The sequence below is a fragment of the Salinactinospora qingdaonensis genome (assembly GCF_039539445.1).
Taxonomy (GTDB): Bacteria; Actinomycetota; Actinomycetes; order Streptosporangiales; family Streptosporangiaceae; genus Salinactinospora; species Salinactinospora qingdaonensis.
Map to the genome: position 1 here is coordinate 25,427 of NZ_BAABDD010000029.1, position 22,510 is coordinate 47,936.

Here is a 22,510-nt window from a genome sequence, read left to right on the forward strand (position 1 = left end):
GTCGCGAAGGGCGCGCTCGTCGCGCCGTTCGGTCCGTGCGCGCCGCTTCGGAATCCCTGGTGCGAGCCCTGCTGCTCATGGTGGGTTTTGTGGCCGCCAGTTGGCTCCTCGCCGCGGCTCCCGCCAGCGCCGAGGCGCTGGGAGCCGTCGACGATGTCGTCGAGGCGGTCACCGCTACTCCCAGTCCGCAGGCAGCCGAGTCGACGGGAGCCGAAGAGTCGGCCTCCTCGACAGCGTCCACGCAGGATGCCCGCGAGCGGGAATCCACCACAGGGGCAGCCGCCGATACGCTGACCTCTACGGTCAGCGAGGTCACCGACCACGCGGGCACCGAGATCGACTCCGAGGTCACTGAGGTCGCCGAGGCCGTCGGTTCCGGAGCCCCGGTCTCTGGCTCCGCGGCCACTCCTGCCACCATCGAGCGGGTCGCCGATGTGGCGCAAGCGCCGGGTGACATGGTCGACGCCGTAACCGAGCTGACCACTCCCCAGGAGCACAGCGCCCCCGCGTCACAGCCCGCAGCCACGGGCGGCGCGGACAACTCTGCCACCTCCTCCGCCGGCCGTGAGGAGTCGCGGGCGGCAGCCAAGAGCACTTCGTCGGCTCCGCCGCGCGCAGTTGCCTCTCAGACCAACGCCGAACTCGCCGATTCGTCGGCGGTGGCGCCGCAGTCTTCGCCCGGTGTTTCGGAGCGGGCTGCCGCGTCGGCCGACGACACGTCCTCGCCCGACACCCTCGGCACCCCTGGGGCCGCGGCCTCCCTCGTGGGCGTCGGCGGCTCCGGCTCGTCGTCCACCGCTGGTTCCGGCGGTATGGTCGCCGGCTACCTCTCCACCGTTCCCGGCGCTTCCCGGTCGCACGCTCGGATGCGCGCCGCTTTTCCCGCCGTCGACGCCGCCCCTCGCGGCCCGGTCGACGAGCCTTCCTTCGCGCCGGACTAGAGCGCGACGCGGGTCCTCGCAGCCGTCTCACCGTGGTGGACGATGCCCGCGTCCCAGTCACTGTCCTGGGAGCTGACGTGAGTCCCGTGCCCGGACTCGGTCACGAGATTCACGTCAGCCGGCGGCCTGCCAGTCCGATCGGCTGACTCCGAGCCCCACCTCCGCGCCCCCCAGACGCGGGAGCGGGAAGCATCGGTGCCCCCTCGAAAGATGTCCACCAAGAAGATTGCCCGTGTGTCGCTCCCGGTCGCTTCGGCCGGTACACGGATTCGGGCCATAGCGCGCCCCTTTGACAGCACAGCTTGTAGCGTTCACGGCACTTTCCGTGAGGCGCGATAACGATTTGAGAGGACATACCAGCATGTACACCTCGGCCAAGGTTTCCGCGAAGGCTCTGCTCATCGGTCTCGGTGCCGCCGGTTTCGTCGCCATGGGGGCCGGTGCCGCCGGTGCGACTCCTCTGCCGGGCGACCCGCTGGGCGCCGTCAACAACACCGCTTCCCAGGCCACCAGCGTCCTGCCGCAGAGCAACCCGGTGACCGCCCCGCTGCCCGGCGCGCTCGACACCGTCACCGGCGCCCTCACCCCCATGGCCGACAACCTCAGCACACCGGTGTCGGGGCGCCTGCCGATGGCCGACGGTGAGTCCGGCGCCACCGGCCTGGGCAACCTGCCGGCCACGTCTGACCTGGGTCTGGGCCAGACGCAGGTCCTCGACGAGGTCACAGACGATGCCCCCCGCGTGCGGCAGGCCAACGCTCAGGACCTGCTCGGCTCGGTTCCGGCGGCACCGGTGGAGAGCGTGCCCGGGGTCTCCGAGGTCACCGAGACCGCGTCCGGTCTCGCCGGGGCTGCTCCTGTGGCCAAGGTGACGGGGGCGCTGCCCGCGGGTGAGGTCGCCGGTACCGCGCGGCAGGCCACCGGCACGGTTCGGCAGAGCCTGCCCACCTCCGGTGTGGTTGACCAGAGCCTTGACACGGCCACCGGGGCCGCCGATGCGGCCACCCAGGGCGCCACCACCGACCCGGTGGACACCGTCACCGAAGCCACCGACGCCACCGGCCTCTCCGGGATCGCCGACATGGCCGCCGGCCAGCCCATCTCGGTGGCCTAGCTCCACGCCTCCCAACCGACCGCCACGACACCCATGTGATTTTCCCGTGTGCCGGTTGCGGCCGTTGCACACGTTCGGGCCATAGCGCGCCCCTTTGACAGCACAGCTTGTAGCGTTCACGGCACTTTCCGTGAGGCGCGATAACGATTTGAGAGGACATACCAGCATGTACACCTCGGCCAAGGTTTCCGCGAAGGCTCTGCTCATCGGTCTCGGTGCCGCCGGTTTCGTCGCCATGGGGGCCGGTGCCGCCGGTGCGACTCCTCTGCCGGGCGACCCGCTGGGCGCCGTCAACAACACCGCTTCCCAGGCCACCAGCGTCCTGCCGCAGAGCAACCCGGTGACCGCCCCGCTGCCCGGTGTGCTCCAGGGCGCCACCAGCACCGTCACCGGCGCCACCGGCGGCGCGCTGTCCGAGCCGCAGCAACTGCCCAGCCAGTTGGCCGGTGGAGCCCCCACAGCCCGCAACTTCAGCACGCCGGTCGACCTCGACACCGTCGCTCCCGCCGACGGCCTCTCCCAGCCGGTGGCCGGGCGCCTGCCGATGGCCAACGGTGAGTCCAGCGACCCGCTGCCCGTGGGCCGGAACCTGACGATCGACGGGTTCAGCGAGCCGGTGCGCGGCATCCTGCCCGAGCCCAACACCCTCGGCGAAGAGCTGGGCGCCTCCAACATCTCTCAGCGCTCCATGGCCGCCACCGACACCTCCGGCCTGGGCGACCTGCCGCAGGTTCTCGGCGGTGTCACGGGCGGCGCCGCACAGGACGGCGCTTCCCGCGTGCAGCAGGCCAATCCCCAGGACCTGGTCGGCTCGGTTGCCGACACACCCGTTGAGACCACGGCGAACTCGGTCGCCACCCCGCTGCAAGACGGCGGGGCCGTGCCCGCCACGTCCCAGGTCACCGACACCGTCTCCGGTGTCACCGACACGCTGCCCACGGACCGCGCCGCCGGTACCGCGCGGCAGGCCACGGACACCGTCCAGCAGAGCCTGCCCGCCCCCACCGGCGCGGTTGGCGACTCCCTCGGCGCCACCACGGCGGTGACCGGCGCGGCCACCGGGCGCATGGCGGAGCACGCCACCACCGACCCCGTGGGGACGGCCACTGACGCCACCGGCCTCTCCGGCGTGGCCGACCTGGCCGCCAGCAAGCCCGTCTCCGTCCTGTAGCGGCTCCTCCACAGCGATCGCCACGAAATGACAGCGCGGGGCGCCCCTTCCTTTCGGGGAGGTGGGCGTCCCGCGCCGCTCATGGCAGAGCTCTTTCGCTTCCCTCCGGCGCGAAGCAGCCGCGGGAATCGCGGTCTGGAAAACACCCACGGGCAAGGAGCGGGGCCCGTTCGCAGCGGAGGCGACAGAGCCGTGGTCGGGGCCGTTCGGGGCGGACATCGCCACGGCATGACCGGCCGCCTCGGCATGAACGACAGGGAGACGGTGCGGCAGATCTCTGCGGTCACCGCGCCAGCGCGGTGACCGCAGAGCAGCGGCGCCGGCCGGGGCAGCCGGCCGCGGTTATTCGGTGCCCTCCGGCGCCGCCGGCCTACTCCCCCCATTGGCATTGCTGGCATTGCGAGCCCCGCTGAGCTGTGCGGCCACGTCGGCAAGCGCCCGGCAGCGGGCGAACTCCACTTGGGTGAAGGCGATGCCGTCGCGGTTGAGCACCAGCACCCCGCCATCGGGGGCGCTCAAGCACATCACCGACCCCGCGATATCGTCGGCGCCCATCCCGTTGGGCGGCGCGGGGCGCGTTGTGACCTCCCGCGCGCCGGACAGGCCGCGCAGCGCTGCCGGCAACGTCGCAGGCGCGCTGATCAGCCCGGAGACCAGGGCGAGGGTTCGGCTCGTGGTATCGCTGAGTTCGTGGATGTCCGCGGGCTGGATCACCGGGTCTCGCCCTCCGGCCCGAGTCACGGCTGCCGCCAGTTCCTCGGGCGTCACACTGGCCGGTGCCGAGGCGAGGAACTCGTCCACGACGTCGGTGTAGCCGGGATGGATCTGAACGAACCTTATATCGACGCCCAGTCGGGCGAGCCGCGCAGTGACGGGTGCCAGTCCTCCGGGCACGTCGCGTACCTCGACTCGGATGCGCCACAGGCGCTCGTCCCCGCTGTGCGTTGTCGTCAGTTCAGAGGCGGTGCGGTTGTGCCGCCACCAGCGGTAGCCGAGCGCCGCGCAGATGACGACGATGCCCAGGCCGATGAGTAGTGGCCCCCCGTAGGTTTGATGGCCGAGCGCCACCACGAAGATGTGGGCGGCACCGGCGACGAGGAACAGTCCGGCGAGTTCTCGCAGCTCGGTGTTGAGGAACGTGTTCCGCCGGGTTTCCGGGACAGTGCGTTGAGACGGTGTGCTCCGGTCAATTCGGCTTTGGCGCATGTCCGTCAGCGTGACCTGCTGACATTGCAACCTCGTAGCCGGATGTATCGTCGCGGTTACGGCACATCGTGATCACGATCACGAAACGATTGTGTTTTGTGTTCGGTGGCTTTCCGGGGGTGTCCAGTCCTCAAGGGACCAGGCCATTTGCCAGAATCGGATCTCGTGGTGGCAGCTCAGGAAGAAGGCGCGCTCCATCCGTTCCCGCTCGGCCCAGCCGGTGTCGTCGGCGAGATCGTCGATCATGCCTCGTAGCTTGGTGGTGATGGCCAGGCACTGGGGATCGGCGTAAAACGCCCACCAGCCGTGGAAGGGGTTGTTCTTGCTGGGGTCGCCGTCCTGGCCGGCGTCGCGCAGGAAACGATCCGCCGCCCACGTATAGGTCCACGGACACGGCAACAGCGAGGCGAGCAGCACCCCCAGGGTGTCGCGTCCGGCTTGCATCATGTGGTCGATATAGGCTCGCGCGCTCGGGGCGAGCTGATCGACCTGGGCTTCCTCGTAGCTCGTTCCCACGTAGTCACATAGCACGTGGTGGGGGTGGGCCTCCTCCTCGAGGATGAACGCGATGTTGTCGTGGAAATACCGCATCCATTCCCGGTTGGGGGACAGGGCCAGCCCCAAGCCGTAGCAGCGGATGTAGGCGCTCAGATACTGGTGATCCTGGCCGAGGTAGTGCAGCACCCGTTCCTTGGACAGGTTGCCCTCGCGCATCCCTGCAAGGAAGGGGTGCTCGTAGAACGCCGCGAACAGGTCCGCATGGCGCTGGCCGAGTTCGGCGGTGAAGCCTGTCTCGGTGTCGGCGACAGGAGAGGTGACCACTGTTCCTCCACTCGTGCGTTACGGATCGGTTGGGACTACTCGACGTTGTAGCGCTGCGAACGACCCTATGCAGCCTTTACCGGCGCATCCTTCGCGCCGCGCGGCACGGTCGCCGCGATCGCGCCGTCGAGGTCCGGGCCCGGCATGCGATCGTCAACCGGCAGGGTGCGCAGCCCTAGGGCAAATACCAATCGCACGAGTGTCGGTGAGGATCACGGCGCACGGCTGCGACAGGCACCTTTATCCCCATCAGAAGCTCCGGAAGCGATGGATGACGGATATGTCAAATCTTTTTCTTTTTGGTGGTCACTTTCTTTTCAGTGAAATTTTAGATATTTCCGACAGTAGCTTTTTTGTGAAATGGAAAAATGTTTTCCGTGGGTAATTTGCGAGAGTGAAGTTTTTGCTTCGCGGGTGCGGGAAAAGATGTTGGTATCGCTAGAAAGGAGTGAAATTTTTGCGTACATGGCGAGCCGTGGCTGCCGCCGGCGTGATGATTATTGGCGCAAGTCTGCTGGCCACAGGCACCGCAAATGCTCACAGTGGCCATCATTGTCACTGGGGTGCCAACTATCCGAATCGCAATATCGATGGGCATGGCTGCGTTTCCAAGGACGGGCACCGGGTTTCAGTCCACGATATGGCTGTTGACGGCAACACCGTCTACATCGCCTACAAGGTGTGGAACGACAACTCGATGCATGTGCTCTCGGACGGTAGGCGCGACCACCCCCAGCCGCTCTACCGCTACAACGATCGGCACAAGGTCCGCGGTTTCAAAGTCTGCGAAGACACCCATTGGCTCAAGTGGAACTGGGACGACTGCACCAATTGGACCAACACTTAACCCGTCGCGCCCGCCCGCCACGGAGCAGCACTTCCCACGCAGGCTCCCTTGAGCCGACTCCCGCCCCTCAACCCCCGGGGCGGGAGCGGTAACGTCTGGCCGATCGCGGTCAGGGCAGCCGCTGTTCGCTTTCAGTTCCCGCGCCGAGGCCGTTGACGCACGGGTTGGAGGTGGCGTCGCGGCCTTCGATGACGTTGCCGGCCGAAGGGCTAGCGGTGGTTGCCACAGGCTCGGTGGAGGGCTCGGCCGGGTAGGAAGGGGACGAGGGCGCCGAAGGTGTCGTCGAGGGAGTGCTCGGTGCGGTCTCCAACGCGGCCGCTTCGGGAGACTCATCGTTGTTGATGGCCGTGAACAGCCGCTCCGCCTTCTCCTGATCCCAGACGACCCGGTTGGGATCGGAAGGCGCCGGCCACCAGGGCACGGTGTAGAAGGTGATATCCGACAGCTCGACATCGGAGAGCGTGGAGCCGATGGAGATCATCCGGTCCAACGTCAGTTCGTCGTCGGTCTGGGTGTTGCGCGAGATCGCATCCAGCAACCCCGACATCTTGCTGGGGCTGGTCAGTACGTCACTGCTCGTCGCCTTGTCGGCCAACGCCCCCAGAAACATCTGCTGGCGGTCGATCCGCCCGATGTCGCCGCCGTTGCCGATCTCGTAGCGGGCGCGTACGAAGGCGAGGGCCTCCTCCCCGTCGAGTACCTGCACTCCGGCGTCGAGATCGAGGTGGGAACGCTCATCCTCCATGGGTTGGGGGATGCACATCTGCACCCCGCCGATCGCCGTCACCATGTCACGAAACCCCACGAAGCTGAGGTGGGCGAAGTGGTCGATGCGGATGTCGGTCAGCGACTCGATGGCCTTGACCGCGCAGGGCGGCCCGCCATGGAACAGGGCGGCGTTGATCATGCCGTAGTAGCCCTCGGTACCGTCGGTGCCTTGGTAGGGCTCGCAGGCGGGGAGTTGGACGAGGGAGTCGCGGGGGAAGTTGACGACGGTGACCCCCTGGTCCGGAGAGATGTGGGCGAGCATCAGGGCGTCGGAACGCTCCCCCACGAAGTCCCGTCCGCCGTACTTGGCGTTGTCACCGGTGCGCTTGTCCGAGCCGATGAACAAAATGTTGAGGTCGTCGCCGATCTTGGGCGGGCGCTCTTCCTCGTTCAGGGCCGTTTCGAGGTCGTGCTGGACCATGTTGGCGCGCAGTGTGCGGTAGTAGGCATAAGCCGTGCCCAGACTCGCCACGAGCAGCACCACCACGCCCACCGAGGTCCACGCCAGAATCCGTCGCCACCGTCGTCGGCGCGGCTGCCGAGGCTCGGATACGGCTTGGGCGGCTGCGTCTTCGGTGGACATGAAAGGGGGCGCCTTCTAATCGGCTCACGTGAAAAGGATCGGGAGAGACGTCCGGGGGCAACCGGGTGCGAGGGCAGCACCGGAGAGGACGTGTCCGTGGGGGTATCTTCCGATCTTAGGACAATCGTCGTGCGCGACTGTGCGGAGGACATTTCCCGACCTCGCGGTGCGATTGTCAACGCACCGTGAAAACGCGGTCGCGCACCCCTGTGCGCTGGTGTGGAGGCTTCACCACAACGCCGTAGGTCACCAGACTGGGGCCGATGGAAACGCAGCGTCATTCATGGCCGGTCGCGGCCACTTTGGGGGCGGTGTGTCTCGGCTATGCGGTGGTGGGGTTGGTGGCGATCCAACCGGCCACTCTTCTGGGCTGGGACGAGGTGGTCTACGTCAGTCAGTACGACCCCCGCCGGCCCGCCGCCTACTTCAGCGCGCCACGGGCCCGCGGCGTTTCCCTGCTGGCGGCGCCGATTGTGCTGGCCACCGGTTCGGTGGTCGCGTTGCGCTGCTTTCTCGCCCTCGCCGCGGCGTTGGCCATGTTCGCCGCGTTTTGGCCGTGGGCGCGGCTGTTGCCCACTCCATGGGCGGCCCCGCTCGCGGCGCTGGGCTATGCCGGCCTGTGGGTGTCGCTGTTCTATACGGCCGCCGCGATGCCCAACCACTACCTGGCGATGGCTGCGGTGGCCGCCGTGGGGTGGTTCCTGGTCGCGACCCGTGTCCCGGTGACGGGGCGGGGGGTGCGACCGCTGTTATGGCTGGCCGTGGCCTTGGCCCTGGCCGGGTTGACGCGTCCCAGCGACACATTCTGGCTCGGCGTCGCGCTGCTGACTGCTATGGCGATCGTCCCAGCGTGGAGGCAAACGTCGCTGGCGGTCGCGCTCTGCTGCGGCCTGGCCGCTGGGGCGGTGCCATGGGTGGTCGAGTCCTACCTCGCTTTTGGTGGGCTAGGGCAGCGGCTGGAGCGAGCTAGCGAGATCCAGGGCGGTACCGGGCTCACGTTCTCGCTACGCCAGGTGGCCTCGACCCTTGACGGGCCGCTGCTGTGCCGCCCGTGCGTGTCGGGGGAGTTGCACTGGCCCGCTCTGCTGTGGTGGCTCGCCCTGCCCCCGCTCGCGGCGGTGGGGGTGGTGCGCGCCGGGCGCGCCGGCCGGGCCGCCGTGGGGTGGCTCCCACTCGCCGTCGCGGCGTCGCTCGCGGTCACCTACCTCTTCCTCATCGACTACTCCGCTCCCCGGTTCCTGCTGCCTACCTATGCTCTGCTCTTTCTGCCCACCGCACTGGGCGCGCTCGCGCTCGTGCGGGCGGGGCGACCCCGAGCCCGCCCGGTACTGGCGGTGGCCCTAGCCGTGGGGGTGACCGGGCACCTGGCGATCCAGGGGGTCATCCTGTGGCATTGGGCCGACACCCACATCGGCATTCGCCGCAGTTACGCGACGGTCGCCGCATTCCTCGCCGACAAGGGGGTGCGCCCGCCGTGCGTGCTCACCGGCGCCGAGGCCATCCCCATCGCCTACCACGCGGGGTGCATGTCGGCGGCTCCCGCCGGCCATAACGCCACCCATACTCATGCGCAGTTGCGTGCTCTCACCTGCCGCAGGCCGGCCGCACTGCTGACCGAGGGCGAAGCGCCGCCGCAGTGGGCACAAGACTGGGACAACTACACCGTGTCCGACCGCATGCCGGGCAAGGACTGGAGGGTGCACATCCCGCCGTGGACCCCGGCGGCGGGGGACGGGAGTACCCCCTGTCCAGTGACGGAACCGGGCTCGTGAAACAGCACGCGAACTGCGAGTTACCACTATTCGTAGCAGCACATAATCATACGGTCGCAAGTTGATCACGAAATCCGACGCAACCGTTTACCAGGGGGCTTCGGCTACTAGGGTCACTCCTGGTAACGCGAGAATCTTTCACTGTCACGACTGAGTGCACCGCTCCCCTTGGTGTCCTCGCGGCCATGTCCTCTCCGCCCAGCTCTCGCAACGAGGCGAACATCCAATGCCCCTTTCGCCTGACCCACCTGGCTCTCCCGCTGAGCCGGTCCGGTTGCCCGCCTCCCATGCCCACGAGGAACAGCCCGTTCTCGTGGAGCGCCTCACCACGGGGCTTCGCACGCATGGACGCATCATCATCGACGCGCTCACCGAGCGCGACCGGCAGCGCATCATCGCGGCGGGAAAGGTGGCGGGTAGGCGCCTCAAGCGCCACACCACGATCACCGAAACCCGCGCCGGGGTCCTCATCGAGTTCGACGATCTCAACGACCCACCGGTACGGCCGTCCCCCGCTACGCACCAGCCTCGCGGCGCCCCCTCCGGCGCTACCGAACCCGAGACAGCCCGCCAGCGCCGGAGCGGTGTTTCGCCCGACCCCGGTAAGTGAGACCACCAAGCTGTGCCCACCTACGCCGCCGCCTAGCATGCCCCTGAACGCTCTCAGGGGCGGCGGAGCTGAGCCACACCGTTTCGATTCATCCGGTAGCGGCAGGGTAGTGGAGGCGCCCATGAGACTGGCAGAACCGATTCACCGAATCGAACGGGCGACGGGGCTGGACCGAGCTGTGACAGCAGTGCAGCATCGTGTGGACCGCATACCTGAGGGGCGCTTCCGCGACATGTTGCATGGCGTCCCCCTGGGCCACCCGCTGCATCCACCGCTTGTGCAGGTTCCGATCGGGGCGTGGACCTCGGCGGCACTGCTCGACCTGTTCCCGCGCACCCACCGCGCCGCCACTGCCCTGATCAACGTGGGAATCGTGACGGCGCTGCCCGCCGCGCTGGCGGGGACAACGGACTGGTCTCGCCAGAACCGCTCCCACCAGCGAGTAGGGCTGGTCCACGCCGCGGCCAACGGCACTGCTCTTGGGCTGTACTTGGCGTCGTCGCTGGCGCGTATCCGCGGACGGCGAGGATGGGGACGGGCACTGGCCTTTGCCGGGCTGACGTCGGTGGGGGTGTCGAGCTTTCTCGGCGGCCACATCGCTTACCACATGGCGGGTGGAGCCAACCAGGCCGCCTACGCTGTAGGGCGGTTGCCTGGTCAGTGGCGTGACATCGGTGCTCTGGCGGAGTTTCCCCAGGGGCGGCCCACCGCCACGGCCGTCGGCGACGTGCCGGTGGTCGTCGTGCGTTCCGGAACCGAAGTGAGTGCGCTCGTGAACATCTGCGCCCACATGGGTGCACCGCTGTCCCAGGGCGAATTGCGGGGGGCTTGCCTGGTCTGTCCCTGGCACGGCAGCGCCTTCCGCCTCTCCGACGGCGAGGTCGTCGGAGGGCCGGCGAGCGCTTCCCAGCCCACTTTGCAAGCCCGGGTGCGTGATGGTCGGGTCAGCGTGCGGCGTTCCCGCGGCGGCGCGATGGTGCCGCGCCAACGTCAGCGAGAGCGCGACATCGAGCGGTCCGCTGTCTCGGGAACGGCGCAGGCAGGAAAGTGATTTCACTCACCTGAAGCGGCCGGTCGTGGTTCCCGGTGGAGCCGTGGCCGGCCTGCGGCTGCGCCGCTGTGGACGCTAACAGGTCGTTAGTGCGGCTTTGACCTGCGGATACATGTGACTTAGAGCATGTGCCCGATGGCGTAAGAATGCGGTGTCTCCGTTGTCTTCAAGGAAAGAGAGCGTCCCCCTCCGGGGACGCTCTGGGACTTTCCCTAGCTGGACAGGAGACACGATGGCCCATACGCACCTTCCGGGCGAGGACGTCATCTCACGTGTTCGTGCCATACCCGATGTGGTGGACGCCGTCATCACGGCCGATGGAGAGGGTGTGGCCGCAGGGACCGTGGAGCTTCGGGTCCGTACGCGTAGGGGGCGCCCGCTGCCTGTTCTGGCCGGCGTGATTCAGGCGCGGCTCGCGGGGTTCGCCGCGGGCCGCACCATCAAGATTTCCCTGCGGCCTGTGGACGACATGGTGGAGTGGCCTTTCTAAGGGGCCACGATCGCCTCACCGGCCGGCGTCGACAGGCTGTGGCGGGCACCGGTGGCCCCGAGCGCGTGGTGCCCGGGAGGGCCGTTGCGGCTCCCGGGCGCGAGGTCAGGCCCTACTGCTCCTGCGGCTGGCGTAGAGGCCGGCGACGATGTAGATACCGATCACCGCTAGGACGAGCTGGGTGATCAGCTCCCACCAGTCGATGCCTGGAGTTATCGCGTAGCCAGCGAAGCCGGCGATGGCAGTGCCCACGAGGGCCGCGACCACACCGACGACGATGGTCAGCCAGATCGGAATCCGTTGCTTTCCCGGAATGATCAGCCGGGCGACCGCACCGATGATCAGACCGATGATGAGCCCGCTGATGATGCCCGTGACCTCCATGATCACACCCCCAGTCGGCAATGTGCGCTACTCACTGTCCTTCCCCGTTTCCATCTACCCGATGCGGCTGTCCGGTCACGGGGCAGCCGGGGTGTTTTCCGTCGGTGGCCGGTGTCACTCATCGGGGCGCACGCGGCGACATCCGCTCCCACTGGCCTCGCCCTCCACCCGGCCGGACATCACGGTTTTCTGGCCACACCTCCGGTCATGAAGCGCACGGCCACTGTCGTGGCGTCGAGCACGGGTTCGTCGGGGCGCCACAGCGGCAGCGGCACGATACCCGGGCAGAGCAATTCCAACCCGTCGAACTGGCGCACCAACTCGGCAGGGGTACGTACCCGGCCGGTGCCGAGCTGTTCGAGGAGTTGCTCCTCCAGGTCGAGACTGGAGGGCTCGTCGCTCAGCCGGGTGAAGTTGGTGATGAAGAAGTACGACCCCGAGGGGACGTTGTCGCGTAGCATGGCGACGATGCCGTTGGGGTCCTCCTCGTCGAGCAGGTGGTGGAGTATGCCGCAGAGCATGACACAGACCGGCTGCTCGAAGTCGATGAGGCCCGTGACCTCGGGGTGTTCGAGCAGTGTGCGGGGATCGCGGATGTCGGCGGTGACGACCGTGGTGCCAGGGTTGTCGGCCAGGATCGCGCGGCCGTGGGCGAGGACGATCGGGTCGATGTCAACGTAGACGACCCTCGCGTCCGGTGCGACCTCTTGGGCGACCTCGTGGGTGTTGCGTACGGTCGGCAGGCCCGAACCGAGGTCGAGGAACTGCGTGACGCCCCCCTCGGTAGCGATATGGCGCACCGCGCGGTGCAGGATCTCGCGGTTGTAGATGGCGATCTCTCGCAGCTCAGGCATGATTGCCAGGCTGCCGGCCGCTACCTCCCGGTCGACCTCGAAATTGTCCTTTCCATTGAGCATCACGTCGTAGACGCGGGCCGCTGTGGGGACCCCGGTGTTCAAATCGGGTATTTCCCGGCCGGCGGGACTGGTGTTCATAGGAAAATCTGACATCCGGTCTCCTGCGGGAGAGAGGGGTCACATCTTCTCACCGACTATAGACCGCCCGTGGACCCTGCTTTGCGGTTTCACCATACAAGTAGTACTAATTGATTAATTTGTCCTTAATGTCCGTATTTCTGGTTCGTCATGTCCCGGATCGGCCTCCACCAACGTTCGAGATCGTTATATCCCCTGGTCACGTTTGTCAGCCGTGCTTTGGATAAAAGTCCAGTACGACTCGGTCACCGTTTCAGGTGGCGATCCCCCGCGACTTCCACACCCGCGGGAGGGCAGCCGAGCTGCCGCGGACGCGCCGAGTCGACGGTGTTGTGATAAGTAAACCGGTTGGACAGTGACGAGTAGACCGATAGGGGCCGAACCACGATGGACCGGACCGATCGGAGCGAGTTGGATTGGGCCGCGCTCAGCGACGACGAGTTACTGGAGCACGTGCTCCAGTTAATGGATCACGACCCGCTACATCCGCGCGTTGCCGCGCTGCTCGCGGCTGTCAGGGCGGGAACGGATTCGACGTCGCAACCACGCCGCGGCTATGCGAAAGGCGATCACGCTGTACCTCACCCCCGAAATTACCGGTACGCTGCCGAACCATTGGACACCTACGTATCCGGAAACGGCGGGGAAGCCCCTGCCACCTGACCCGCAAGCGAGGTGCCACCCAAGCGGCATGGTCGACAACAGGCTGACCGAGCACCGCATCGACAGGGGTGCCATCGTCGAGATGCCCCGCGAGGTCGACTACTACATCCGTGACCAGGTGTGGAGCCAGTTGTCGACATTGCTCGACGCTGGCCTTCGCCGGCTCGTCGTGGACATGTCCGGCACCGTCTTCTGCGACTCCAGTGGACTGGTGGCCCTGATGCGAGTACGCCAGCGAGCTGAGGAGAGCGGCTGTTCACTCGTGCTGGTCACCCCGCACCTCACCGTGTGCCGAGCCTTCGAGATGGCGGGCGCCGACACGCTCTTCGAGCGTTACAGCAGCGTCCACGAAGCGCTCACCGCGACCAGTGGCGCACCTCACTGAACGCATCGGTGTCTCTGTCCACGGGCAGTCGGCTCCACCGCCGGTCCCTTATCCCCGGAAGACAGGTAGGGGGTCCGCGCCTGTGGCGCGGACCCCGACGGCGGTCGCCTCGCGGAGGCCCCCCGAACACCTCCGGTCCCATCATCCCCCCAGTGACGGGACGAGCCGAGTATGGAACACGCCGGAATGACCCGTTCGTCGGCGTCGGTTCCTCACGACCGCTCGGTACTCCCGCTACCCTTGCGCACGCTGTTAAACATGCACAGTCCGATTTTTGCCGTTTTCCCGCCTCGCGTCGTGCCAGTGGGTCCAGCGTTCACGTCAGCAAAGAGCCGGGGAGGTACGGGTAGGAGAGGCGCATGAACGAAACGGTCACTACACAGGCACAGCATCCGACTGTCGCGGTCTTAGGGGCCGGGATTATGGGCGCCCCCATGGCCCGCAACATCGCCCAGGCCGGCGTGCCGGTGCGAGTCTGGAACCGCACGCGCAGTAAAGCCGAGCCGCTGGCCCACGCCGGAGCCCGGATCGCCGCCACCCCGCAGGAGGCGGTTGCGGAGGCCGACGTTATCGTCACCATGCTTACCGATGGCACCACGGTGCGCGAGGTCATGGCCGACCTGGCTGCGCCGCCCGGGGCGATTTGGGCACAGACGACCACCGTCGGTGTCGATGCCACCGCCGACCTGGCGGAGCTCGCTGACCATCTGGGGCTGACGTTCGTCGACGCTCCCGTCCTGGGCACGCGCGCCCCCGCGGAGCAAGGGGCGCTCACCATCCTCGCCTCCGGCGACCCCGCGGCCCGCTCTCGGCTGGCCCCCGTGTTCGACGCGATCGGGGCGCGCACGCGCTGGCTGGGGCCCCACCCGGGTGCGGCCAGCAGGCTCAAACTCGTGGCCAACAGTTGGGTCTTGGCGTTGACCTCAGCCGCGGGAGAAGCGGTCGCGCTGGCCGAAGCTCTCGGGGTCGCCCCCGGCGACTTCCTCGACCTTGTCGCAGGCGGCCCGCTGGACACTCCTTACCTGCACGCCAAGGCCACCGCGATCCTAGAGGAGGACTACACGCCGAGCTTTTCCATCGAAAATGCCGCGAAGGACGCCCGCCTCATCACCGAAGCGGCGCGCGAGAGTGGAATCCAACTCGACCTCGCCGCGGCCAGCGCAGCCAGGTTCGAGCGTGCCGTGCGTGCAGGCCACGGCCAGCGCGACATGGCGGCCGGATACTACGCCAGTTTCGCCACGGAGTCCGCCGGCGCGCCCGAGCGGCCCGAGTGAGCGTGAAGGGACACCAGTGCACGTACTCAGCAGTCGTATTCTGCTGCACCCCACCGATCTCGACCGTAGCCGCGCGTTCTACCGCGACGTGCTCGGGCTCGCCATCTACCGCGAGTTCGACACGGGACTCGGGCGAGCCACGGTCTTCTTCATCGGCGGTGGCCTCCTGGAGGTCTCCGGGCGCAGCGAACACGCGCCCACGCCCGAGGCCACCCAGTTGTGGCTCCAAGTCGCAGACATCGAAGCCGCCCACACCCAGTTGCGCGACCGCGGCGCCACCATCCTGCGCGAGCCCGTCCGCGAGCCGTGGGGGCTGGTGGAGATGTGGCTCGCCGACCCTGACGGCCTGCGTATCTGCGTGGTGCAGGTGCCCGAGGACCATCCGATGCGTTACCGGCCCCAGCCGTGAGTCCGGCGCCGCCGGCTTCCTTGGTGCGCCTCCGGCGGCGGCGTACCTTTGCCATCTGACCTTTCTTCCCGTCACTTGCGAGAGCCCCAGCGGTTGCGGCGGGCTCCTCGCCGCGGGGAACACGCGCCCGTGGGCCTAACCTGGCTTCGCGGGCGCACCGGTCGAGGGCGAAGCGCGGCGGCACGCAGCCGCCGAGGCTGTGGGGCTCGCCACCATGGCAAGGAGCGACGGCAACGGCCGCGAGCGAGCGAAGTAGGGAGGTAGGCGCTTCCGGTGGCGGGGGCGCCGACGAACAGATGACCCAACCCCCCGCAAACACCGGTGGTCGAGGCTCCCCTCCCTCCCGCAGCGGTTTCGGGGGCGCACGCCCACCGTTGGACCGGTTGCGCGTCAAGGCGCTCTCTCGCGCTGTGCGGACCCTCGGGCGCACGACACCGTGGCTGGAACCCGAGTTGGCCGGGCTGCGGTCGGTCGTACGGTCGGGCGCGGTGTGCGTGGACGCCGGCGCGGCCCTGGGCCTGTACACGGCGGTGCTGGCCGACCTCGTCGGACCGCGCGGCACCGTGCACAGCGTCGAGCCGTTGCTGTTCGCCCACCCGGTGTGGAACGCGGTGCTGCGGCCCCGCGCCGGCGGCAACGTGCAGCGGCACGCGCTCGCACTCGGGGCGGCACCGGAGGAGACGGTGATCCGGGTTCCGGTCCGCCGCGGCTCCCTTGTGACCGGCCGCTCGTTCATTGACAGTGGCGCGCACGGGGTGGGCTCCAACGACGAGTTCGAGTCCCACATCGACGTTCGGGTCCAGGTGGACACCTTGGATCGGCTGTGCGCGAGCGCGGGCATCGACCGGGTCGACTTCATCAAGGCCGATGTCGAGGGGGCCGAGCTCGCGCTGCTCACCGGGGCTCGCGTCACGATCGAGCGCGACCGTCCCGACCTGCTGATCGAGATCGAGGAGCGCCACGCGCGCCGCTACGGGACCGGCCCCGAGGCCGTGGTCGACTGGCTCACGCAGCGCGGGTACCGGATGTACGCTCTCCACGGCGCGACGTGGCGCCCAATCGCACGTGTCGTGGCCCCGGTGCGCAACTACCTCTTCCGCTGCCGCTGAGGGCGGGCATGCCCCTCAGGCGGCCGGCCAGAGGTCGGCCAGTTCCCGGGCGAGTTCGGTTGTGGCCTGGGCCCGCCCAGCCTGGGCTGCCGCGGCGCGACGGGCGGGGTCCAGCGCATTGGGGCCGATGGCTGTAAGCGCGGCGCTGTCGGGGGCGATAATGCGCGAGCGCACCCCCGCTCCCAGGGAGGCGACCTCCTGGGAGGGGGTCATCGAACCCACCCCCACGGCGGTGTCGGGACCGCTGGGAGCCAGCACCACGATCGAGTCGGCTCCGACCGCCAGATCGGCGTTGGTGGGGGAGCGCATCCCGCCGTCCATATAGCGGCGGCCGTCGATGGTCACCGGCGGCCAGACGAGAGGCACCGCGCAGCTCGCGGCGATGGCCAGCAGGAGCGGGACCTCAGAGTCGCGGGTCCAGGCGATCGGTTCACCCGACTCGGCGTCGACGCCGGTGATCATCAGGGGGCGCTCCGGCCATTCCTGAATAGCCAGCCTGGAGGCGAACTGGTCGATGTGCTCCTGCTCGGTGCCCTGCGTCGGGGCCGTACGCGCCCGCGCGCCCAATTGGGCGCGGAACTGCTGGGCATCAGTGGCCTGGGCGCCGATCTCCGCCATCGTCTGGAGCGTGAGCTCCAGTGGGGCCGCGCTCTCTGCGCCCTCGACCGGTGGCTCGATCTGGCTGGCGTAGAGCAACTCCGGGTCGAGGCCGCCGGCCAACTGCGAGCTCACCACAGATCCGGCGGATGTACCCACCATGAGTCCGGCCGTCGTCAGGTCCATGCCCACCTCGCGTAGCCCCGCGAGCAGCCCGATCTCCCAGGCGATTCCGGTGATACCTCCGCCGCCGAGCACGAGTGCGGTCGATTCCATCCATACCCTCCTCGACTTCCGAGCCACCCCGTCTGCCGGGGCGTGGCCCCCTCCCGGCAGCAGTATCGCCCTCGTTCGTGCGGCGACCTATCGGGGGGAGGGGGAGCCTCGTGGCCCGTCGTCAATCCAGCGTCAGCGGGTCTCAGCCTAATACTCCGGTCACCGTCGGGATTGAGCGCTACGGCAATTGAGCCATATGCGGTGACAATGGCTCCGCGGAGATCGGTTGTGGGGAGGTCGGTTACCTGGCACCCCGCTCCACAATCGACGTGACGCTTTTCCTGCGTGAAATCCCCACAGCGGGTGGGGCGTCGAAAGGGGCTGCTGCCGGTTACTACCGAGATGGGGTGATGTCACGGCTGAAGATCTCGGCGATGCTGCTCGCTGCCGAGTGTTCCGGGAGTTTCGGAGCCGATCGCCCCGATGCGGGGGTGGGTGAAGCCGCCGATCCACGGGTCCGGGCCTGCCGCTGACGCGGTGGCGAGCCGTCGTGACGGTGCTGGCTCCACGATTGCGGCAGACAGTGGAGAAGCCTCGTGCGCTCTGCGGAGGCGGAGCGGTTGGTGGCCGGATGAGGTCGGATATCCTGACGTTTTCCTGCGGCCGGGTTACCGTCGATGGGGTATCATCCCCCGGCCCTAGGAGTGGCCCATGAGGCAGCGTCCGCCAAGACTCCAAAATCTCCCGTCGTGGACCTGCGGTAACTGCAATCAGTCGGTCCCTGAGGGAATGATTAATTGTCCTAAATGTGGACAGATGAAGGATTGAGTCCCGGTGGTTCCGGGCATGGTGCAATAGAAAAACGGGGGCAGGCACGTGACTCTTGAAGAACACGCGCTGGAAGTAATGCGTCGCGAGGCTCGTCGGCGGGGTTTGAACGCTGATTTTCCCGATGAGCTGCCGATATATATTCCGCATGAAACCCGGCGGTGGGTCTGCGACGTCGCGGATATGGGTTTTTGCTGCTTCGTCGCCCGGACTCCCAAGGAAGAGATCACCCTTCCCTCGGAGCGTGTGTTCTTGCCCGTCAACGAGGTGCTCGCGGCACGCTGGTTCGTGACCGGCTACGGCACTGTCCATATCGCGCCCTCGGCCTGAGGCGGGCGGCGCACCGTCGAGTCTCGTGGGTCTCGGCGGTGCGCCGCACCGCTCGGTCCGCCCTGCGTCATTTCGGCCCGCTCCTCGCCTGGGGGCGATGCGCCCCACGCGGGTGATGATCCTCTGTGATCGTGTGTTTATGCAGCGTCTTCGGTGTCGCCGAAAACGTCGCTGAGGGTTGTTATTTGTTTTCCTGCTGTGTCTTCCGTGGGGCGGTTGCAATGACCTCGTAAGGAGTTAGCATCCTCGTTGCTTTGGTGTTATTGCAGGTCATGGCGGTCTCCTTGGGGGTTGGTCCGACAGGCGCTTGCAAGGAGGTTTCAAAGACTGAAATTTCTTGCTAGTTTCTGCGCAATCCTTCAGTCGTACGGGGGCGACAGACGCACGAGGGGTACTTTCGTGAACCGGTAAGGAGCAACCAATGCGGTTCGTCAAGGTGGGCGCGGTAAGCGCGAGTCTTGCACTGGCTGTCACCGCGTGCAGCGGTGACAGCGGCCAGGGATCGGGTACGGCCGATCCCGAAGCGATCAGTGGCGAGATCACCTTCTGGGACACCTCCGACGCCACCAACGAGGCGCCGATCTTCCAGGAACTCATCGAGGATTTCGAAGAGGAGTACCCAGAGGTCACCGTCAACTACGAGAACGTTCCCTTTTCCGACGCGCAGAACAACTTCAAGACCGCCGCCCAAAGCGGGGCGGGCGCTCCCGACGTCATGCGCACCGAGGTCGCCTGGGTACCGGAATTCGCCTCTCTGGGCTACCTCGCGCCGCTGGACGACACCATCGCCCTCGAAGACAGCCAAGACTTCCTGGCGACGCCCTTCAGCAGCGCCGAGTTCGAGGGCAAGACCTACGCTGTTCCCCAGGTCACGGACTCGCTGGCACTGCTCTACAACAAGGAGCTACTCGCCGAGGCCGGTTTCGAGGAGCCGCCCGCGACCATGGCCGAGTTCAAGGAAGCCGCTCTCGCTGTGAGCGAGGAGACCGACGCCGACGGCTTCTACCTCAACGCCGGCGACTCCTACTTCCTGCTGCCGCACTTCTACAGCCAAGGCGGCGACCTCCTCGACGCCGAGGCCCAGGCGATCACCGTCAACAACGACGCGGGAGTGGCGGCCCTGGAGCAAGCGTTGGATCTGGTGGACACCGGCGCGGCCTCCGAGCCCGCGCTGACCGACACCTACAACAACATGCAGACCGCCTTCAAAGAAGGCGAGGTCGCCATGATCTTCAACGGCCCCTGGTCGATGACCGACAACCTCAGCGGGTCGGCTTTCGCCGACAACCCCGACAACCTGGGTGTCGCCGCGGTGCCCTCCGGCCCCGAAGGCGGGGGCGGCCCCATCGGCGGCCACGACTACACCGTCTACGCCGGCTCGGGCAACCTCGACGCCTCGTACCTGTTCATCCAGTTCATGGCCTCTACCGACAGCCAGGCCAAGGTCGCTGCCGAACTCGGCCTGCTGCCCACCCGTTCCTCGGCCTACGAGCGTGACGAGGTTGCGAACAACGACATCGTCACCGCCTTCCAGCCGGTGATCGAGAGCGCGCACCCGCGGCCCTGGATTCCGCAGGGCGGGCTGCTGTTCGAGCCGCTCAACACGCAGTACTCCGCGGCGATCGCCGGCGAAGCCACCCCCCAGGAGGCATTGGACGCCGTGGCCGAGGAGTACCGGACCTTCCTCAGCGACTGGGACTGAGGGGCGATGACAGTCCTCGACACCCCCGGCGAAGCCGCCGCGGCCACGGACCCCTCCCCCCGTGGCCGCGGCGCCCGCCCCCACGGCCGACTCCGTCGCCTCTGGGACACCCACTGGTACGCCTGGACGATGATCACCCCCGTGATCATCGTCATGGGCGTCCTCATCGGCTACCCATTCGCCCGTGGCCTGTACCTGTCGCTGACCAACGCGACCGAAGCCACCGTCGGACGCACCATCGGGATGAACGAGATCCCGCCCAGCTATGACTTCGTCGGCGCGCAGAACTACACCGCCATCCTCACCGGCGAGGTGGGTAACTTCTGGCCTCGGCTGACGTGGACGGTCGTGTGGACCGTCGTATGCGTCGCCGCCCACTACGGCCTGGGGCTGGGGCTGGCCAGCGTGCTCAACCGCCGCCTACGCGGGCGCGCGCTCTACCGGATGCTGCTCGTGCTGCCCTGGGCGGTGCCTCCCTTCGTCACCGCCTTCATCTGGCGCTATCTGTTCAACAACGACTACGGAGTGTTCAACGCGATCCTGAACGGGATCGGCATACCGGGGGTGCCCTGGCTCAACGATCCCTTCACCGCCAAGATCGCGGTCATCATGGTCAACGTCTGGCTGGGCGTGCCGTTCATGATGCTGGCGCTACTGGGCGGGTTGCAGTCCATCTCCCGCGAACAGTACGAGGCGGCCCGAGTTGACGGCGCCTCCCCGTGGCAGCAGTTCGTCCACGTCACGCTGCCCGGCCTGCGGTCGGTCAGCGCCCCCGTGGTGCTGTTGGGCACCATCTGGACGTTCAACCAGTTTCCCGTGATCTACCTGGTCACCGAGGGCGGGCCCGGTGACAGCACCGAACTGCTGGTGACCTACGCCTTCCGGATGGCCTTCGAGGGCATCCGCGACTACGGCGGTTCGGCCGCCTACGGGATACTCATCCTGCTGCTGCTCACCGTGATGGCCTTCGTCTACCAACGGGCGCTTCGGAAGGGAGGGGAGGCATGGTGACCACCGTCAAGCGGGGAGCCTCCCGCGTCAGGCGCGAACGTAGCCGGCTGGCGTCGGTGGGGCTGCACGCCATCCTCATAGCAGCCAGTGCGGTCGCGGTGTTCCCAGTGCTGTGGATCGTGCTGACCTCCCTCAAGCCGCGCGGCGCGTGGCAGACCACCGAGATCGAACTGTTCCACGACCCCAACCTGGACAACTACATCCAGGTGCTCTCCTCGGGCGCGTTCCTGCGCTGGTTCGCCAACTCGGTGATCGTGGCCTCAGGCACCACCCTGTTCGCGGTATTCGTCGCCGCCACCACGGGGTATGCGATCAGCCGCTTCCGATTCCCCGGGATGCGGCCCCTGATGTGGACGCTGCTGGTCACCCAGATGTTCCCGGTGGCCATCCTCATCGTGCCGATCTACAACGTGCTGGCAGGGCTGGGACTGATCAACAACCACCTCGGCCTGATGCTGACCTACCTCACCATGGCGGTACCGTTCTGTGCCTGGATGCTTCGGGGCTACTTCAACACCATCCCCGTCGAGATCGACGAGGCGGGCCGTGTCGACGGCCTCTCCCCGTTTGGCACCTTCCGGCGGCTGGTGCTGCCGCTGGCCCGCCCCGGACTGGCCGTGGTCGCCTTCTACGCCTTCATCACCGCTTGGGGCGAGGTGGCCTACGCGACCGCGTTCATGACCGCCGACGAGAACTACACTCTCGCGGTCGGGCTACAACAGTACGTTGGCCAGTTCCGCGCCGAGTGGGGCATGCTCAGCGCCGCCTCGGTGCTGATCGCCGCTCCCGCGACCGTGGTATTCCTGCTCGTGCAACGCAACCTGGTCACCGGCCTCACCTCCGGCAGCACCAAGACCTAGGTGTGATGTTCGGGGAGGTTGGTAACGCGGCCGGCGGGTGTGTGGCCGTCGATCCCGGTGTGGGGCGGTGAGGGCAGCCGGTGGGCAAAACGGGCGAGCGCCTCCACTGCCGCCCATAGGCTGCCGAGATCGCGCAGCGATCGAGGCACGAGCGAACGGAAGAACACCCCCACAGCCCCCACCCCAGTCGTCCGAAAAACAGACCCTAGCCTCCTCGTGGCGACCCCGGCTCGTCACCGCCGGTGGCCGGCGGACGTCAACCTTCCCGTCCTGTCCGCCGGCACCGCTACGCTCGCCGTGGTACACACCCCCTCCGTGTACCACGGCGAGCGTAGGCACGCTGTCCTCCCACGGAGGAGGACAGCGTGCCCG

The 22,510-nt window shown here is 67.5% G+C and carries 22 protein-coding genes; 16 read left to right on the forward strand and 6 right to left on the reverse strand.

Going from position 1 to position 22,510, the window contains the following annotated elements; translation table 11 throughout:
- Positions 1–35 precede the first annotated feature (35 nt).
- The 3 genes from ABD848_RS20675 to ABD848_RS20685 all read left to right on the forward strand — a co-directional run bounded on the left by ABD848_RS20675 (position 36) and on the right by ABD848_RS20685 (position 3,226).
- A complete protein-coding gene (locus ABD848_RS20675) occupies positions 36–941 on the forward strand; it encodes a hypothetical protein (protein WP_344975251.1) in 906 nt (301 codons plus the stop codon).
- A gap of 361 nt (positions 942–1,302) precedes the next feature.
- Positions 1,303–2,055: a hypothetical protein gene (locus ABD848_RS20680; protein ID WP_344975254.1), complete on the forward strand. Its 753-nt coding sequence runs from the start codon at positions 1,303–1,305 to the stop codon at positions 2,053–2,055.
- Between the two features lie 166 nt (positions 2,056–2,221).
- A complete protein-coding gene (locus ABD848_RS20685; protein WP_344975256.1) occupies positions 2,222–3,226 on the forward strand; it encodes a hypothetical protein in 1,005 nt (334 codons plus the stop codon).
- Positions 3,227–3,568: 342 nt separating this feature from the next.
- On the opposite strand, the gene ABD848_RS20690 is transcribed toward ABD848_RS20685, so the two are convergent.
- The gene (locus tag ABD848_RS20690; RefSeq protein ID WP_344975258.1) at positions 3,569–4,432 is read right to left on the reverse strand and encodes a hypothetical protein; all 864 of its coding nucleotides are present in this window, start codon (positions 4,430–4,432) and stop codon (positions 3,569–3,571) included.
- A gap of 78 nt (positions 4,433–4,510) precedes the next feature.
- Complete coding sequence (locus tag ABD848_RS20695; RefSeq protein WP_344975261.1) at positions 4,511–5,254, reverse strand: TenA family protein; 744 nt, start codon at positions 5,252–5,254, stop codon at positions 4,511–4,513.
- Between the two features lie 640 nt (positions 5,255–5,894).
- On the opposite strand from ABD848_RS20695, the gene ABD848_RS20700 reads away from it, so the two are divergent.
- Positions 5,895–6,101 (forward strand): hypothetical protein, encoded by a 207-nt coding sequence (locus ABD848_RS20700; RefSeq protein WP_344975264.1) that lies wholly within the window; start codon positions 5,895–5,897, stop codon positions 6,099–6,101.
- Positions 6,102–6,210: 109 nt separating this feature from the next.
- On the opposite strand, the gene ABD848_RS20705 is transcribed toward ABD848_RS20700, so the two are convergent.
- On the reverse strand, positions 6,211–7,452 hold the full coding sequence (locus ABD848_RS20705; RefSeq protein ID WP_344975267.1) for an LCP family protein: 1,242 nt from the start codon (positions 7,450–7,452) through the stop codon (positions 6,211–6,213).
- 263 nt (positions 7,453–7,715) lie between these two features.
- Here ABD848_RS20705 and ABD848_RS20710 point away from each other — a divergent pair, with 263 nt between their 5' ends.
- The 4 genes from ABD848_RS20710 to ABD848_RS20725 all read left to right on the forward strand — a co-directional run bounded on the left by ABD848_RS20710 (position 7,716) and on the right by ABD848_RS20725 (position 11,375).
- Positions 7,716–9,224, forward strand: coding sequence for a hypothetical protein (locus tag ABD848_RS20710; protein ID WP_344975270.1), 1,509 nt, complete (start codon positions 7,716–7,718; stop codon positions 9,222–9,224).
- A 226-nt stretch (positions 9,225–9,450) separates the two neighbouring features.
- A complete protein-coding gene (locus ABD848_RS20715; protein WP_344975273.1) occupies positions 9,451–9,834 on the forward strand; it encodes a hypothetical protein in 384 nt (127 codons plus the stop codon).
- Positions 9,835–9,955: 121 nt separating this feature from the next.
- Entirely contained in the window at positions 9,956–10,885 is a 930-nt protein-coding gene (locus tag ABD848_RS20720) for a Rieske (2Fe-2S) protein (protein ID WP_344975276.1), read from the forward strand.
- A 232-nt stretch (positions 10,886–11,117) separates the two neighbouring features.
- On the forward strand, positions 11,118–11,375 hold the full coding sequence (locus ABD848_RS20725; RefSeq protein WP_344975279.1) for a hypothetical protein: 258 nt from the start codon (positions 11,118–11,120) through the stop codon (positions 11,373–11,375).
- 105 nt (positions 11,376–11,480) lie between these two features.
- Here the strand turns inward: ABD848_RS20725 and ABD848_RS20730 are convergent, their stop codons facing one another.
- Both ABD848_RS20730 and ABD848_RS20735 read right to left on the reverse strand, forming a co-directional pair.
- On the reverse strand, positions 11,481–11,759 hold the full coding sequence (locus tag ABD848_RS20730; protein WP_344975282.1) for a GlsB/YeaQ/YmgE family stress response membrane protein: 279 nt from the start codon (positions 11,757–11,759) through the stop codon (positions 11,481–11,483).
- A gap of 179 nt (positions 11,760–11,938) precedes the next feature.
- Positions 11,939–12,754, reverse strand: a complete 816-nt coding sequence (locus tag ABD848_RS20735) for an SAM-dependent methyltransferase (RefSeq protein ID WP_344975285.1) — start codon at positions 12,752–12,754, stop codon at positions 11,939–11,941.
- A 691-nt stretch (positions 12,755–13,445) separates the two neighbouring features.
- Between ABD848_RS20735 and ABD848_RS20740 the strand changes: the two genes are divergently transcribed.
- The 4 genes from ABD848_RS20740 (at position 13,446) to ABD848_RS20755 (ending at position 16,594) form a co-directional block, all read left to right on the forward strand.
- Positions 13,446–13,802 (forward strand): STAS domain-containing protein, encoded by a 357-nt coding sequence (locus ABD848_RS20740; protein WP_344975288.1) that lies wholly within the window; start codon positions 13,446–13,448, stop codon positions 13,800–13,802.
- Between the two features lie 359 nt (positions 13,803–14,161).
- Positions 14,162–15,076: an NAD(P)-dependent oxidoreductase gene (locus ABD848_RS20745; protein ID WP_344975290.1), complete on the forward strand. Its 915-nt coding sequence runs from the start codon at positions 14,162–14,164 to the stop codon at positions 15,074–15,076.
- Positions 15,077–15,092: 16 nt separating this feature from the next.
- A complete protein-coding gene (locus ABD848_RS20750; RefSeq protein ID WP_344975293.1) occupies positions 15,093–15,485 on the forward strand; it encodes a VOC family protein in 393 nt (130 codons plus the stop codon).
- Positions 15,486–15,895: 410 nt separating this feature from the next.
- Positions 15,896–16,594, forward strand: a complete 699-nt coding sequence (locus ABD848_RS20755) for an FkbM family methyltransferase (RefSeq protein ID WP_344975296.1) — start codon at positions 15,896–15,898, stop codon at positions 16,592–16,594.
- A gap of 15 nt (positions 16,595–16,609) precedes the next feature.
- Here the strand turns inward: ABD848_RS20755 and ABD848_RS20760 are convergent, their stop codons facing one another.
- On the reverse strand, positions 16,610–17,467 hold the full coding sequence (locus ABD848_RS20760) for a patatin-like phospholipase family protein (RefSeq protein WP_344975299.1): 858 nt from the start codon (positions 17,465–17,467) through the stop codon (positions 16,610–16,612).
- 816 nt (positions 17,468–18,283) lie between these two features.
- On the opposite strand from ABD848_RS20760, the gene ABD848_RS20765 reads away from it, so the two are divergent.
- The 4 genes from ABD848_RS20765 to ABD848_RS20780 all read left to right on the forward strand — a co-directional run bounded on the left by ABD848_RS20765 (position 18,284) and on the right by ABD848_RS20780 (position 22,138).
- Entirely contained in the window at positions 18,284–18,565 is a 282-nt protein-coding gene (locus ABD848_RS20765) for a hypothetical protein (protein WP_344975302.1), read from the forward strand.
- A gap of 421 nt (positions 18,566–18,986) precedes the next feature.
- The gene (locus ABD848_RS20770; protein WP_344975305.1) at positions 18,987–20,267 is read left to right on the forward strand and encodes an extracellular solute-binding protein; all 1,281 of its coding nucleotides are present in this window, start codon (positions 18,987–18,989) and stop codon (positions 20,265–20,267) included.
- A gap of 6 nt (positions 20,268–20,273) precedes the next feature.
- Positions 20,274–21,278 (forward strand): carbohydrate ABC transporter permease, encoded by a 1,005-nt coding sequence (locus ABD848_RS20775; protein WP_344975308.1) that lies wholly within the window; start codon positions 20,274–20,276, stop codon positions 21,276–21,278.
- On the forward strand, positions 21,272–22,138 hold the full coding sequence (locus ABD848_RS20780) for a sugar ABC transporter permease (RefSeq protein ID WP_344975311.1): 867 nt from the start codon (positions 21,272–21,274) through the stop codon (positions 22,136–22,138). The genes ABD848_RS20775 and ABD848_RS20780 overlap by 7 nt, the downstream gene beginning before the upstream one ends.
- Positions 22,139–22,510 lie beyond the last annotated feature (372 nt).

Bases quoted from the DNA above. Each gene is read 5' to 3' on its own strand.
- ABD848_RS20680 (WP_344975254.1), top strand. From the start codon at position 1,303: ATGTACACCTCGGCCAAGGTTTCCGCGAAGGCTCTGCTCATCGGTCTC.
- ABD848_RS20685 (WP_344975256.1), top strand. From the start codon at position 2,222: ATGTACACCTCGGCCAAGGTTTCCGCGAAGGCTCTGCTCATCGGTCTC.
- ABD848_RS20690 (WP_344975258.1), bottom strand. From the start codon at position 4,432: ATGCGCCAAAGCCGAATTGACCGGAGCACACCGTCTCAACGCACTGTC.
- ABD848_RS20700 (WP_344975264.1), top strand. From the start codon at position 5,895: ATGGCTGTTGACGGCAACACCGTCTACATCGCCTACAAGGTGTGGAAC.
- ABD848_RS20705 (WP_344975267.1), bottom strand. From the start codon at position 7,452: ATGTCCACCGAAGACGCAGCCGCCCAAGCCGTATCCGAGCCTCGGCAG.
- ABD848_RS20710 (WP_344975270.1), top strand. From the start codon at position 7,716: ATGGAAACGCAGCGTCATTCATGGCCGGTCGCGGCCACTTTGGGGGCG.
- ABD848_RS20715 (WP_344975273.1), top strand. From the start codon at position 9,451: ATGCCCCTTTCGCCTGACCCACCTGGCTCTCCCGCTGAGCCGGTCCGG.
- ABD848_RS20720 (WP_344975276.1), top strand. From the start codon at position 9,956: ATGAGACTGGCAGAACCGATTCACCGAATCGAACGGGCGACGGGGCTG.
- ABD848_RS20725 (WP_344975279.1), top strand. From the start codon at position 11,118: ATGGCCCATACGCACCTTCCGGGCGAGGACGTCATCTCACGTGTTCGT.
- ABD848_RS20730 (WP_344975282.1), bottom strand. From the start codon at position 11,759: ATGGAGGTCACGGGCATCATCAGCGGGCTCATCATCGGTCTGATCATC.
- ABD848_RS20735 (WP_344975285.1), bottom strand. From the start codon at position 12,754: ATGAACACCAGTCCCGCCGGCCGGGAAATACCCGATTTGAACACCGGG.
- ABD848_RS20740 (WP_344975288.1), top strand. From the start codon at position 13,446: ATGGTCGACAACAGGCTGACCGAGCACCGCATCGACAGGGGTGCCATC.
- ABD848_RS20745 (WP_344975290.1), top strand. From the start codon at position 14,162: ATGAACGAAACGGTCACTACACAGGCACAGCATCCGACTGTCGCGGTC.
- ABD848_RS20760 (WP_344975299.1), bottom strand. From the start codon at position 17,467: ATGGAATCGACCGCACTCGTGCTCGGCGGCGGAGGTATCACCGGAATC.
- ABD848_RS20770 (WP_344975305.1), top strand. From the start codon at position 18,987: ATGCGGTTCGTCAAGGTGGGCGCGGTAAGCGCGAGTCTTGCACTGGCT.
- ABD848_RS20775 (WP_344975308.1), top strand. From the start codon at position 20,274: ATGACAGTCCTCGACACCCCCGGCGAAGCCGCCGCGGCCACGGACCCC.
- ABD848_RS20780 (WP_344975311.1), top strand. From the start codon at position 21,272: ATGGTGACCACCGTCAAGCGGGGAGCCTCCCGCGTCAGGCGCGAACGT.